The sequence below is a fragment of the Pseudomonas sp. A125 genome (assembly GCF_055409485.1).
Map to the genome: position 1 here is coordinate 162,403 of NZ_JBUZVP010000015.1, position 13,582 is coordinate 175,984.

Consider the following 13,582-nt stretch of genomic DNA (forward strand, 5'->3'; position numbering starts at 1 on the left):
TTCGCGCATTGTGCGGCTTTTGCACCAGTGTAGTTATCACGAATTGTTTAACTCTGCGTGAGGATTTCGCGACCAGCCAAGGCCTAACCTTCACTCATCGCAATGGCATACGTACGCATCCCCATTGTGGCGAGGGAGCTCGCTCCCGCTGGGTCGCGCAGCGGCCCCAAAAAATCGGGAGCGCTGCGCACTCCAGCGGGAGCAAGCTCCCTCGCCACAGGTTATTTGTCAGCCACAGGGTTATTTGCCGGCTATAAGCATTTGTGTGAGGAGAAACTCATGTATTCACGTCGACAGATCCTGCTCGCCGGCGGCGGCCTGGGGCTTGCGGTAATCGCCGGTGGCCTGCTGCAGAAAATCAACGCCGGTCCCACCCTGATCGCCGAAGCCGAAGCCGCCGAAAATTTCGAAGTCAGCCACACCGATGCGCAATGGCGCACCCTGCTGACCGCCGAGCAATACGCGATCCTGCGGGAAGAGGGCACCGAACGCCCCTACAGCAGCGCCCTCAATGACGAACACCGCAGCGGCACCTTCGCCTGCGCCGGTTGCGCGCTGCCCCTGTACTCCTCAGCCACCAAATTCGACAGCCACACCGGCTGGCCGAGTTTCTGGAAACCCCTGGAAAACGCCGTGGCCAGCCACGTCGATACCTCCTTCGGTGTGGAACGCCACGAAATCCATTGCAAGCGCTGCGGCGGTCACCAGGGCCATGTGTTCGATGACGGCCCCGCACCCACCGGCCTGCGCTACTGCATGAACGGCGCAGCCATGACGTTCACTGCGGCTTAATTCGATGTCTTCTTATAAGGGAATACCCCATGTGGCTTTTGGTTCTCGCTTATCTGGGCGGCGTGTTGACGATTGTCAGCCCATGCATCCTGCCGGTCCTGCCTTTTGTCTTCGCTCGCACCGGGCAGCCGTTTTTGCGCAGTGGCTTGCCGCTGCTGCTGGGGATGGCGATGACCTTCGCTCTGGTCGCCTCACTCGCGGCGGTGGGCGGCGGTTGGGTGGTGCAAGTCAATCAGTACGGTCGCTGGCTCGCGTTGCTGTTTGTTGCGCTATTCGGGCTGACGCTGCTGCTGCCAAGCCTGTCCGAGCGCCTGACCCGGCCATTGGTGGCGGCGGGCAGTCGCCTGTCGCAAGCCGCCGGGGCCGATTCGCGGCCGCGTCCGGGCGCCTCGTTCCTGATCGGCGTGGCCACCGGGCTGCTATGGGCGCCGTGCGCCGGGCCAATCCTGGGGCTGGTGCTGACGGGCGCCGCGCTGCAGGGCGCCAGTATCGGTACTACCTTGCTCTTGCTGGCCTACGCGGCCGGCGCTGCCACCTCCCTGGCCTTGGCGCTGCTGGTCGGCGGTAAAGTCTTTGGCTTCATGAAGCGCTCGCTCGGTGCCGGTGAATGGCTGCGTCGTGGTCTTGGTGCGCTGATGCTGGCCGGTGTGGCAGCCATTGCCCTGGGCCTGGACACCGGGATTCTGGCGCGCTTGTCGACGGCCTCCACTGGCGGCCTGGAACAAAGCCTGGTGGAAAAACTCAGCGCCAAGCCTGAACAGAAGAGCGGGGCGATGATGGCCGGTGGCGCGATGATGGCCGCCAACCACAGCGACACACTGCCCGTGGAAGGCCAGTTGCCGGCGCTGGACGGCGCCGTGCAATGGCTCAACTCTGAACCGCTGACCGCCGAGGCCTTGAAAGGCAAGGTGGTGCTGGTGGATTTCTGGACCTACTCCTGCATCAACTGCCTGCGCACCTTGCCGTACGTCAAGGCCTGGGCCGAGAAGTACCGCGACCAGGGCCTGGTGGTGATTGGCGTGCACGCCCCGGAATTCGCCTTTGAGCGCGACGTGAATAACGTCACCAAGGCCATGAAGGACCTGGGCATCACCTACCCGGTGGCCATCGACAACGACTACAAGATCTGGCGTGCCTTCAACAACCAGTACTGGCCGGCGCATTACTTTGCCGATGCCAAGGGCCAGATTCGCTACCACCACTTTGGCGAGGGTGATTACGCCGAGTCCGAGCGGGTTATCCAGCAACTGCTGCGTGAGGCGGGCGCCACCAAAGTCGCAGGCGGCTTGATCGAAGCCGATGCCAAGGGTATCCAGGCTGCACCGGACATGAACGAAGTGCAGTCGCCGGAAACCTACCTGGGCTTCCAGCGCGCCGAGAACTTCGTCTCCACCGGCACGTTGGCCACCGACAAGGTCGCCAACTACCCGGCGGCCGGCAATCTCGCGCTGAACAACTGGACCCTCGAAGGCCAATGGAACGTCGGCGGCCAGCAAGCCACCCTTGCGGCGGCCAACGGCAAGATCGTCTACCGCTTCCACGCCCGTGACCTGCACCTGGTGCTGGGCCCTGGCGCCGACGGCAAGCCGGCGCGCTTCAAAGTCAGCGTCGACGGCCAGGCGCCCGGGGATTCCCACGGCACCGACGTCGCCCCGGATGGCAGCGGTACGGTGACCGAACAACGCTTGTACCAACTGGTGCGCCAGCCTGGCGCGGTCAAGGATCGGACCTTCACCATCGAGTTTCTGGACCCACAAGTGGCGGCCTACGCCTTCACCTTCGGCTAACCCATAGCGAAATTTTGAATGGTTAACCCGATCAATGTGGGAGCTGGCTTGCCTGCGATGGCGATGTTGAATTCACCACCGCCATCGCAGCGATGCGGCGACCCGACAAGCCAGCTCCCACAATTGACCGTGTTTATTCTGATGTTTCGGAGTGAATGAGATGAAACTGCTTAAGTACTTACCGGCCCTGGCGTTCGCTGCCTTCGTCGGCCACAGCTCGGCCTTCTCCTTCGGCCCGTCCGACGACGCCGTGGCCATTGCGCCACCGGCCATGGACCTGCCGGCAAACGGTAGCACCCAGCAAACCGTCGTGTTCGCCGGCGGTTGCTTCTGGGGTGTGCAGGGTGTGTTCCAGCACGTGCAAGGGGTGAAAAACGCCGTCTCTGGCTATGACGGCGGCGCGGCCAGCACCGCCCAATACGAAAGCGTCAGCGGCGGTGATACCGGCCACGCCGAGTCCGTCTCCGTGACCTACGACCCGAGCAAGGTCAGCTACGGCAAGCTGCTGCAGATCTACTTTTCGGTGGCCCACAACCCCACGGAACTCAACCGCCAGGGCCCGGACAGCGGCACCCAGTACCGTTCGACGATCTTTGCCCAGAACGCCGACCAGCAAAAAGTCGCCCAGGCCTACATCGACCAACTCGACGGCGCCAAAGCCTTCGACAAACCGATCGTGACCAAAGTTGAAACGGGCAAAGCGTTCTACCCGGCAGAGTCCTACCACCAGGACTTCCTGACCGAAAACCCCTCGTACCCCTACATCGTAATCAACGACCTGCCCAAGGTGGCACAGCTGAAAAAACTGTTTCCCGACCAATACCGCGCCGAGCCCGTATTGGTGAAAAACCAATAACCCAACCCCTGCACACTTCAAAGGTGGGAGCAGGCAAGCCAGCTCCCACATGGGTTTGCAGCGGTGTTCAGACCACCTCCAGGTACGAGCTATGAATCGCCCGCGCCAACTGCCGCACGGTATCGATAAACTCCGTCAACCGGCTATGCAGCCCATCCTCCAGAATCTCATCAATCCCGGTATACCGCAGCCGCGCCTCAAACTCCGCCGCCAAACGCTGCGCCGTACGCCCATAACTCCCGGGCAAGTCCGCCAAAATATGGCTCAACTCCTCAATGCATGCATGCAGCGAGCGGGGCACGTCACTGCGCAACAGCAACAGCTCTGACACAGACCGCGCATTCAACGCATTCGGATACAGCTCGGTATACGCCTCAAACGACGACAACGCCCGCAGCAGTGCACTCCACTGGTAATACCCGCGTGCCGACAAGTCGCTGACCTCTTCGGACTCCTCGCCAAACATCTCATACCGCGCATCCAGCAGGCGCAACGTGTTATCCGCCCGTTCGACAAACGTGCCCAACCGAATAAACCGATACGCGTCATTACGCATGATCGTCCCGGACGTGGCCCCGCGAAACAGGTGCGAACGCTGCTTTACCCAGTCACAAAAGTGGCTGATGCCATGGCGCGCCAACCCACCGGCCGCAATGCTGCGCATCTCCAGCCAGGTGGCGTTGAGGTTCTCCCACATGTCGGCGGTGATCCGCCCGCGTACCGCGTGGGCATTCCCGCGAGCAGCCCGCAAACAGTTATAGATGCTCGCCGGGTTTTCCTCATCGAGGGCGAAGAAGTGCAACATGCGCTCGGCGTCCAACTGCTTATGGCGCTCGAGGTAACTTTCCAGGGTACCGCTGCAGAGCAACGACATGGCCAGCTCGTCCAGCCCGTCACTGCGCCCGGCCTGGGGCATCAACGACAGCGAATAACTGACTTCCAGCATGCGCGCCAGGTTCTCGGCACGCTCCAGGTAACGCGACATCCAATACAAATCTGCGGCGGTTCTACTCAGCATACTCAGCCCTCCACCACCCAGGTGTCCTTGGTTCCGCCGCCTTGCGACGAGTTGACGATCAATGAACCTTCACGCAGTGCCACACGGGTCAAGCCACCGGGCACCAGGCGGGTTTCCTTGCCCGAGAGCACGAAGGGCCGCAGGTCGATATGCCGCGGCGCAATGCCATTTTCGACAAAGGTCGGGCAGGTGGACAGGCTCAAGGTTGGTTGGGCGATGTAGGCGTGGGGCCGGGCCTTGATGCGCTGGCGGAAATCCTCGATCTCGGCAGCGCTGGAAGCCGGACCCACCAGCATGCCGTAGCCGCCGGAGCCCTGGGTTTCCTTCACCACCAGCTCTGGCAGATGGGCGAGTACGTGGGACAGCTCGTCGGGTTTGCGGCACTGGAAGGTCGGCACGTTTTGCAGGACCGGCTCTTCGTCCAGGTAGAAACGGATCATCTCCGGCACGTACGGGTAGATGGATTTGTCATCCGCCACGCCGGTGCCGATGGCATTTGCCAGCACCACATTGCCCGCGCAGTAGGCCGCGACCAGGCCGGGTACGCCGAGCATCGAGTCGGGATTGAAGGCCTGCGGGTCGAGGAATGCATCGTCGATGCGACGGTAGATCACATCGACGGCTTTAGGGCCATCGGTGGTACGCATGAACACCTTGAGGTCGTGCACGAACAGGTCGGCACCTTCCACCAGTTCCACGCCCATTTCCCGGGCCAGGAACGCGTGTTCGAAGAATGCGCTGTTAAAGCGCCCAGGCGTCAGCACCACCACGTTGGGGTTGTCCAGGCGGCTGGAGCTTTTGAGGGTCTTGAGCAGCAGGTTGGGGTAGTGGTCCACCGGGGCAATGCGCTGCTTGGCAAACACCTCCGGGAACAGGCGCATCATCATCTTGCGGTCTTCGAGCATGTAGCTCACGCCGCTGGGGGTGCGCAGGTTGTCTTCGAGCACGTAGTAGGTGCCGTCGCCATCGCGTACCAGGTCGACCCCGGAGATGTGCGAGTAGATATCGCGGTGCAGGTCCAGGCCGACCATCGCCTTCTGGTAACCCTCGTTGCCCAGCACCTGCTCGGCAGGAATGATCCCGGCCTTGATGATGCGCTGGTCGTGGTAGATGTCGGCGAGGAACATGTTCAGTGCATTCACCCGCTGGATACAGCCGCGCTCGATGATGCTCCATTCACTGGCGGGGATGCTGCGGGGGATGATGTCGAAGGGGATCAGGCGCTCGGTGTCTTGCTCGTCGCCATACAGGGTGAAGGTGATCCCGGCGCGGTGAAACAGCAGGTCGGCTTCACGTCGGCGCTGGGCCAGCAGCTCTGGCGGCGTATTGGCCAGCCAGCGGGAGAATTCCTGATAGTGCGCACGACAAACGCCTTGTGCGTCATTCATTTCATCAAAGAAAGATCGAGCCATTCCAATACCTTGTCAGTGCCCGGGAATATGCTTTGGGGGGCACTGCCGCTTTATAAAACGCATTTTTTTATGGGCCCGTGGCTGATGGTGCCAGCGGGTCTGGTCCTTACTTTCTTTTGGGCTGGGCTCTGGGTCGGGAGGTAACGATTGCTCCTGTATTCAGGCGGGGCAGGTGGGTGATTGAAGGATTAAAGCAATGCCTGTGCCACCACACCTTGTGGCGAGGGAGCTTGCTCCCGCTGGGCTGCGCAGCGGCCCCAAAAAAGAATAAGAGCGCCACGTGTGCAGCGCCAGCCCGGTCCGGCGGGGGCAAGCGGCCTCGCCATATATAGAACCGGCCGCTCCAAAACGGTGCACTGATTACTTGAACTTTGCATCAGGCCAGTTCTTCTAAAGGGCTTCATATGCCAGCACGGAGCACGGACGTGCCCAGAATCATCTCACCCGACACCCCGGAATCGAGCCTGACTGACCACAGCGAGCACTCCGCGAAGATTTTCGGCTCCCCCAAGGACCGGCTCGACTTCTACCGGCGCGAGATCCAATACGAAACCAGCATCCTGGCGAACCGCACCGACGCCTACCTCACGGCGCAGTCGTTCCTGGTGATTGCCTTCGTTTCCGGCATGGGCAACCTCAACCCTGAGTGGGGCAAGCTGTTCACCCTGGTGGTGCCGGTATTCCTGGCGATGCTCGGCATCCTCAGTTCCCTGAATGCCTGGCCGGGCATTCGGGCGGCCTACGAAATCATCGATCACTGGCACTACAAGCAAAGCGAACTGCTGCGCAGTGAACCGGTGATGGGCATGGCCTACGACGAATCGCCGCTGTTCAGCGAAACGGAGTCGTCCCACAAGGGCTATCGCAAATCCTTGTTGTTCTCGATGCGCGCGCCCTGGTTGTTCATGGTGTTCTGGGTGCTGCTGGGTGCCTACGCGTTTTATATCCAGGTGGACAATCCTGGCTCATAAGCAATTGGAACTTCACCGACCCGCACACGACCTTACACTTTACGCAGTCTGCGTTTTTCCAACAGAGGTGAGCCATGAGCACAGACAACGACCCGCAAACCAGCAACCGTAACGACCCCGCCATTGACCGCGGCGAACCGGCACCGGGCACAGGTGCTGCGGCACCCAAGGATCCCAAACCTGCCGCCGACCCAAAAGCCAAAGAAAACGACTACAGTCCAGACTTCAAGCCCGAGCGCGAGCCCAAGCCTGAAACCGATGCCGATATCGATACCCAAGGCGGTTAGAGGAGACGGTCATGTCAGTTGACATAGAAGTAGACGATGAACTCAATGACCCGGGCAACGAAGACCCGGGCTCCTTGATGGATGATGCCGAAGTGCCGCTTAACGATTTGGATGATGCCGCTGACGTCGGCCACACCGAGAGCCAGGAATAAGCGTCATTGTTGTGCCTGGGCACGCCGTTCATACCACGCCAGCATCGGTTGGGTGCTGAGGCCATGAACGACGATGCTCAGGGCAATCACCGACAGCGTGAGGTTCACCGCCACCACGCTGCTGGTGCCCACCAACCCATGGTTGATGGCATAGAACAGGTAGTAGATGCTGCCGATCCCGCGAATCCCGAACCACCCCATCAGCCCGCGTTGATTGCGATCCAGCAGCGTGCCCCAGGGCATGGACAGCACGCTTAATGGGCGAATCACGCAGAACAGCAATGCGCCTACCGCCAGCGCCCGCCAGTCCCAGTGGCTGACCAGCACCACGCCCAACAGGGTGACCAAAAATACCTCCATCGAGCGCTCCACCAGGCCGCCGAAGGCGAGCATGTCGCCCATCATCACCCCGGCGGCGATCTGCGTGTCTTGCAACTGCCCCACATTGCCATGCAGCGCCTTTGCCGGCTCTACTTCCATATGGCCGACTACCGGCTGGGCCAAATGCTCGGCGGGGGTCTTGGAGTTGCCGGTAGATTTGAACTCTGCCTGGCGCAGCCCGAGGCCGGCGGCAAATACCGACAGGAAGCCATAACCGCCAATGGCTTCGGCCACTACATAGGCCAAGGCGATCAAGGCCAGGGTCAGGTAATCATTGGGTGAGAGGGTGCTGTCAGCATTGGTGATACGCATCTTGAGGGTGACGCGGCCGATACCCCGGCCCATCCAGTACCCCGTCAACAGCCCAACCGGGACCGCCCACAGCAGGTTTTTCAGGACCCAGCCGCCCAGCCAGTCACCGTCGAAACCGCCGTGCTGCATGAAGATCAACGCGAAGATCACGAACGGGAACGCCGTACCGTCGTTTAAACCCGCCTCGCCGGACAAGCCGAAGCGCAACCGATCATAGTCTTGCGCATTGTTGACCTGTACCAAACCCGCCAGCACCGGGTCGGTGGGTGCAAGAATCGCCCCCACCAACAGCGAAACGCCCCACGACAGGTCGAACACCCAATGCAGCACTGCGCAGGTGCCCACGATCGTCAGCAGCATCACCGGGCCCGCCATGCCAAACGCGATGCGCCAGGTGCGATGCTTGAGTGGCAGGCGCAGCTTCAACCCACTGACAAACAGCGAAAACAGCACCGCGACTTCCGTCAGGTGTTCCATCCAGCGGGCTGAACCCTTGATGTCCAGGTGCAGCAGGTCCATGCCCAACGGGCCAATGCCGATACCCAGCAGCAGGCAAACGGCCGACGTGGTGACCGGCATCCAGCGCAGGTAGGAGGAGGTGAGGGCGAGGGTGAGCAGCACCGCGCCCAGTACGGCCATCCATAGAATGAACGTCATTGATTAGTCCCGGGCCTGGTCTGTGTGAACGTTGGAGGTTTGCCGGGACACAGAGGTTCAAAAAACGCGCATGCGTGCCCGGGCAATGCACGGTCTATCAGGCCGCAAGGCGTTTTATGTTGGCGTTGAGGGTGCTGTTGGGGGTGAAAGCGAAGTCGTATCCCGTGTCGAGCCAACTCTGCAAACCCTGGTTATCGAGGTTGTGCACCAATGCCCCGGCAGATTGATCTATGGTTCCGGTGGCTTTGACCATCGCGCCATCCAGCGTGGTTTGGTTGGTGTTGTAGAGGAATAACTTTCCGTCGCTGGTTTTTTGTACATAAGCGGTATGAACGATCACCCCACCTCTATTTTTGTCCATGAAGTTGATAATGCCCGATTCGGTAAAGTCCGCCGGATTAAATACGTTGCCGGTGTTACCGGGCGTAATACCCATAAGCTCGTTATAGCGAGGGGTGTAATTTGAAGTGGAACCTGCCGACCGGTTCATGCTGGCCAGCACTGTTTGGCGCGTTTTAAGCGGCAGTGCGTTTTCTGCCTGGCCCACCAGCAATGATTTTTCATAGCAGATCTGAGAAGGCGCCCCCAGTTTTTTATGCAGTAAATCGGTGTTGTTATGAAGTGTCTCCATCGGCACTTTATTGGGTTTGAAGTTCTCCAGGGGCGCTCCATAAGGCTGCTTTGTTTTCAAGTTCAGGGCATGCCAATTGCCCGTGGCGTCATCGAATTTTGCAAACACCTTGACCTCATCTGCTGTGTTGGCTGCCTTGATGACGCCTTCACTGATTCCGGGCTTTTTAACCAGTGAGGTCACGTCGACACTGCGCAAGGTGCCACGCACATGATGGAGGCCATTACGTCCGGCGGTCAGCGTCTTGCGGCCCAGCTTCAATGCACCCTTGGCAATGTCATCCAGGCCACTGATTGGATTAAGGCTGCCCAGGGCCGCCCGCCCGACAATCTTTGATGCGTGAACGAACGTGCTGAAGGCTGACGCGCCGGCCTGCAATGCCTTGCCGGCTCTTGCCGTCGTGCCAATACCGGCGGCGAAACCAAATACATCCATGACCAGGTCCCGCACGCCAGCCCCTAATTCACCGTTCTGAAAATTGACAATCGCCGATCTTAACGGAATGAGGTTAAGCAAAAACTCTTTGGTTTTTTTGTAGAAGGGCACTTCGGTAGCAAAGGTGGTCACCCCATGGGCTTCGTTTCTCAACGACTGTATATCGGCGTCTTGCACCAAGGCGTCGGCGATGTATGAAGTTCTCTCGCTGTTGAAACTGTTGGGAGTCGCGTAGCTGTTCGGTTTTTCATCGGTCAGCCCGGGGGTGTAGTCACCCTTGGGCTGCACTTCATCAAAGTCCCTGCGTGTCTGGCTGTTGTCGGCGAGCGGGCGGCTGACAAAACTCGGCTCAGGTTGTAAATGCCTTACGTCCGGGCGCTCCACGATCAGGCCTTTTTTCAGGTCGATTTCATAGGTGTGAACGGTTTCACCGCGCCCGGCAACGGTGCGCTTGGTCTGGACCAGCAGCGTGTTGGGCTTGACCCGCTCGCGTGGCGTCTCGGCAGCGGTTAATCGGGCAACGTCGACCTCTTTGACGAGGGTGATTTTCCCGTATTCAAAGTTATTACGGTCTTGCAGAGGCAATCGCGAAATCATGCTTTTGACTTGGGTGCCAATACTTTTTTCCAGACCGGTTGCGTAAGCGCTGAATGCGTTCTGAAAAACGCTTCCTATGAATGGAAGGTCTTTGGTTTTTTCCAGAATGTCATCGATGTCCACGGCGCTTGAGGTGGAGGTCCATTGAAAGGTACTGGGAGGATTGCCAGGCACACCTTCAAGGCGTTTCTCGACATAGGCTCTCTCATCCATATAAAGGTCCAGCACCGAATAGGGCCCGGGGAAATCCTTATTGGACTCTTTCAGGGTGATGCATTTTTCCTCCAGTTGCGCCTGCGTCATGTGCGGCAGTTTCTGCTTCAGCTGTTCCAGTCCCAGTTCCTTTCGCGTCGGCATCGGGGTGCTTTGCGCTTCACTGGCCGCTTTCAGCTCGTTGATCTGCGCATTGAATGCATCGCGCACATCATTCGTTTGTACGTCGGTCAGCGGGAACGGCATGCCGTTGGCGAAGGCCCAATCCTTGAGTGCCTCTTGCTGGGCGGCATATTCAACATAACGCTCCTGGGCGCAGACCGGCGCGACCTCAGCCTGGAGCATGACCTGCCCGTAGGACAGGCCTGCGGCTGAACCTGGAGACTGAGCCTCGACGCGTTCGACCGCGGTGACAAAACTGACCCAACTATGAGAACCGGGGGTTACCTGTTCAGGGATATTTTTAACCAGAAACTCCGGCGCGCGAGTGCAGAGCAGCAAATGTGCCTGGATCGACGCCTTCTCGGGTGACGATGCCTTGCCCGTGTCGACCAGGTGCTTGGCTAGCCCGCTGACAACGGTGGAGGCGGGCTTGCCCCAGGTATTGGTCCCGGTCACGGCAAAACCTGCGACAAAGTGCCTCGACCTGGGGTCTGTGGCGCGGAATGAACTGTCGTGGTCCACACTCATGGCCGCCAACAGCCACTCAGTGGCACTGCCTTTGATGGACTTCGCGTCAAATTTTGCCTGAAGGGCCTCGCCCAATGCCTTGCCCTTGGGTGATTGGATCAGCGAGTCAAGCAGCCGCGTGGGGTGCCGCAATTCGGAAGGCTCGAACGACCTGCCCTGCATCAGGTATTCCAGCACGTTCTTGAACCGGCTCAAGTCAACGTCACCGATCTTGCCGTGGTGCAGGCCGGCCCGCAGCTGTATCAGCGTATCGCGCGCAAGCGGGGGCTGCCATTGCAGTGCGCCGCCATAATTGCCATGTCTGGGCGCCTGGAGTTCAGGCCTGAGCAAATAATCCCTGAGGTTCTCCACCCCCTCGGGAGTGCTTGGAATATCCCAACCATTGACCTCCAGGAACTCCTTGAGGCTGATGGAGTTCCAGGGTGCGGTACCAGGCTGGCGGTAGGAGCTGTCGAGGTGCAGCTCGAAGGTGTTCTTGTGCAGGTAGTCGAGGATATCTGCACTCCCGACACTGCCCGATTGAATCCGCTCAAGCAGGTAGTTGAGCTCAAGCGCCACTGTGTTCAGTGTTTGAGTATTGCCCACCAGCGCTTTCTGGCGCTCAAGTTCATCCGCGCTACGGGTTTCATGTACGTTCTCGAAACGCGCCCCGTCCAGTTCGGGAAAGGCCTTGTCCCGCTCCAACTCTGCTGCACGTTCATGGGCGTGGACCGGCAGGATATGTTCCGGCTCTTTGTAGAATTGGCTCACCAGCCACAGGGGCGCACTGCTGCTGCCTTGCGAAAGCGGCGGTTTAAATCGGTCAGGACTGCCGTCTCCGACAACGCTTGCCGCCGCCCTGACATGTGCGCCCACTTGCGCCCAGCCCTTGTCATCCAGGCCGTTTGTTTGCCCCGGGGCAGTGGGTGTGAGCTGATAGGAGATCCGACCAGAGGTGGGGGCAATCATCACTGATGCCGTGTTTATCCCGTTTGTCCTCAGCCAGTCACGCACTTGCGGGGACTCCATGGCGCGCCCCAATTGCGACCACCATTGCCCGAACGTTGAGTTTGGCGGAATGTTCTCGACCATGATCGCGTCGTCATGGCTGTGATCGCCGCTTACCTGAAGCAACGCCTTGGCCACCAGCCCAGCAAGTTCACTGTCGCCGTCGGCACGTGGGCCGGCAGCCGCGGGCCTGGGCAAACCGGCCGGGACACTTTCCAGGACTGCGGCACGAGCGCTGCGCAGGAGGTATGGCTCCGCCTGTGTATTCAACGGTATGAAGGGCGCGGGAGCGCGGGTTGAAGTGATCGTCATGGGTTTCATCCGGTAATTTATCGAGTACACCCAAGGAGCTATTCGCTCCACCGGGTGTAATCCTTCGTACCCGTCCTCCTCGCCGCGATTCCATCCCACCGGCATTCAATTGATGCAGCGTATTACCTGCCCATGGTCATGGTCCGCAGGCGAATCATCTCGATCAGTTGCCGCAACCCCGGCTGCGACTGACGCCGGCTGGGGTAGTACATGCACAGTGGCGCGCCGACGCAGGCCCAATCGCGCAGCACTTCTACCAGACGGCCGTCTGCCAGCTCGGGGAGCACGCGATTCTCCAGGCAGTAGGCGATGCCCACGTCTTGGAGGGCCGCATCGACGATGGTCTGGGTGTCGGCCGCGCTGAAGTGGCCGGGCACATCGAGGCGCTGTTGGCGGGCACCATTGCCCAGTTCCCACTTGTAGGTGGTCTTGTCGCCCAGGTACATGCGTACGCAGGAATGGCCGAGCAAGTCCTTGGGCACGGCTGGTGTTCCGGCTGCCGCGAGGTAGGCCGGGGAGGCGACCATGATCCAGCGCAGCTCGCCGGTCAGCGGCACGGCCACCATGTCCTGAGGCACCGTGGCGCCATAGCGGATACCCGCGTCGTAGCCTTCGGCGACGATGTCGAGCATGCGGTCTTCGATCATCACGTCCAGGCGCAGTTGCGGGTAGGTGCGGGTGAACTCGCCCAGCACCGGGGAGATCAGCAATACGGCGGCATCCCGGGGTACATTCAGGCGCAGCCGGCCAATCGGCGCCTCGCGGTACAGTTCGAGGGTGTCGAGGCCGTCCTGGATCATCGCAAAGCCGGCCGTGAGCTTTTCTGCCAGTACCACGCCGGCATCGGTAGGCTCCACGGCACGGCTGGTACGGTAGAGCAGCTTGACCCCCAGGCGGGTTTCCAGATTGCGCATCGTGTGGCTCAGGGCCGAGGTGGTCACGCCCAGTTCATTAGCGGCATGCCGGAAACTGCGGCGACGGATGATTGCCATGAATACATTCAGGTCGGCCAACTCGGAGCGGTTGAACGCAGCCATATCAAGCACCTTTCAAGGGTTGGGGTTTCACGCGGCGTTGAGCCCGATTCAACCT

The 13,582-nt window shown here is 60.2% G+C and carries 11 protein-coding genes; 6 read left to right on the plus strand and 5 right to left on the minus strand.

The window, feature by feature from the left end:
- The first annotated feature begins 279 nt into the window (after window positions 1-279).
- The 3 genes from msrB (at window position 280) to msrA (ending at window position 3,435) form a co-directional block, all read left to right on the plus strand.
- A complete protein-coding gene (gene msrB / locus ACZRN6_RS20885; RefSeq protein WP_464008750.1) occupies window positions 280-792 on the plus strand; it encodes a peptide-methionine (R)-S-oxide reductase MsrB in 513 nt (170 codons plus the stop codon).
- A gap of 29 nt (window positions 793-821) precedes the next feature.
- The gene (locus ACZRN6_RS20890) at window positions 822-2,579 is read left to right on the plus strand and encodes a cytochrome c biogenesis protein DipZ (protein ID WP_464008751.1); all 1,758 of its coding nucleotides are present in this window, start codon (window positions 822-824) and stop codon (window positions 2,577-2,579) included.
- 160 nt (window positions 2,580-2,739) lie between these two features.
- Window positions 2,740-3,435 (plus strand): peptide-methionine (S)-S-oxide reductase MsrA, encoded by a 696-nt coding sequence (gene msrA / locus ACZRN6_RS20895; RefSeq protein WP_464008752.1) that lies wholly within the window; start codon window positions 2,740-2,742, stop codon window positions 3,433-3,435.
- Window positions 3,436-3,502: 67 nt separating this feature from the next.
- Here msrA and ACZRN6_RS20900 read toward each other — a convergent pair whose 3' ends face one another.
- Entirely contained in the window at window positions 3,503-4,453 is a 951-nt protein-coding gene (locus ACZRN6_RS20900) for an alpha-E domain-containing protein (protein WP_322145087.1), read from the minus strand.
- 2 nt (window positions 4,454-4,455) lie between these two features.
- Window positions 4,456-5,865: a circularly permuted type 2 ATP-grasp protein gene (locus ACZRN6_RS20905; RefSeq protein WP_464008753.1), complete on the minus strand. Its 1,410-nt coding sequence runs from the start codon at window positions 5,863-5,865 to the stop codon at window positions 4,456-4,458.
- Window positions 5,866-6,290: 425 nt separating this feature from the next.
- Here ACZRN6_RS20905 and ACZRN6_RS20910 point away from each other — a divergent pair, with 425 nt between their 5' ends.
- From ACZRN6_RS20910 to ACZRN6_RS20920, 3 genes are all read left to right on the plus strand, one after another.
- Window positions 6,291-6,836 carry a hypothetical protein gene (locus ACZRN6_RS20910; RefSeq protein ID WP_322145089.1) on the plus strand — a complete coding sequence of 182 codons (546 nt, stop codon included), beginning with the start codon at window positions 6,291-6,293 and terminating at the stop codon, window positions 6,834-6,836.
- Window positions 6,837-6,910: 74 nt separating this feature from the next.
- A complete protein-coding gene (locus ACZRN6_RS20915; RefSeq protein WP_464008754.1) occupies window positions 6,911-7,123 on the plus strand; it encodes a hypothetical protein in 213 nt (70 codons plus the stop codon).
- An 11-nt stretch (window positions 7,124-7,134) separates the two neighbouring features.
- The gene (locus ACZRN6_RS20920) at window positions 7,135-7,275 is read left to right on the plus strand and encodes a hypothetical protein (protein WP_464008755.1); all 141 of its coding nucleotides are present in this window, start codon (window positions 7,135-7,137) and stop codon (window positions 7,273-7,275) included.
- A gap of 3 nt (window positions 7,276-7,278) precedes the next feature.
- On the opposite strand, the gene ACZRN6_RS20925 is transcribed toward ACZRN6_RS20920, so the two are convergent.
- The 3 genes from ACZRN6_RS20925 to ACZRN6_RS20935 form a co-directional block, all read right to left on the minus strand.
- Window positions 7,279-8,625 (minus strand): cation:proton antiporter, encoded by a 1,347-nt coding sequence (locus tag ACZRN6_RS20925; RefSeq protein WP_322145092.1) that lies wholly within the window; start codon window positions 8,623-8,625, stop codon window positions 7,279-7,281.
- A gap of 97 nt (window positions 8,626-8,722) precedes the next feature.
- Window positions 8,723-12,490, minus strand: a complete 3,768-nt coding sequence (locus tag ACZRN6_RS20930; protein ID WP_464008756.1) for a DUF8038 domain-containing protein — start codon at window positions 12,488-12,490, stop codon at window positions 8,723-8,725.
- A 122-nt stretch (window positions 12,491-12,612) separates the two neighbouring features.
- Window positions 12,613-13,527 (minus strand): LysR family transcriptional regulator, encoded by a 915-nt coding sequence (locus tag ACZRN6_RS20935; protein ID WP_464008757.1) that lies wholly within the window; start codon window positions 13,525-13,527, stop codon window positions 12,613-12,615.
- Window positions 13,528-13,582: the final 55 nt, after the last annotated feature.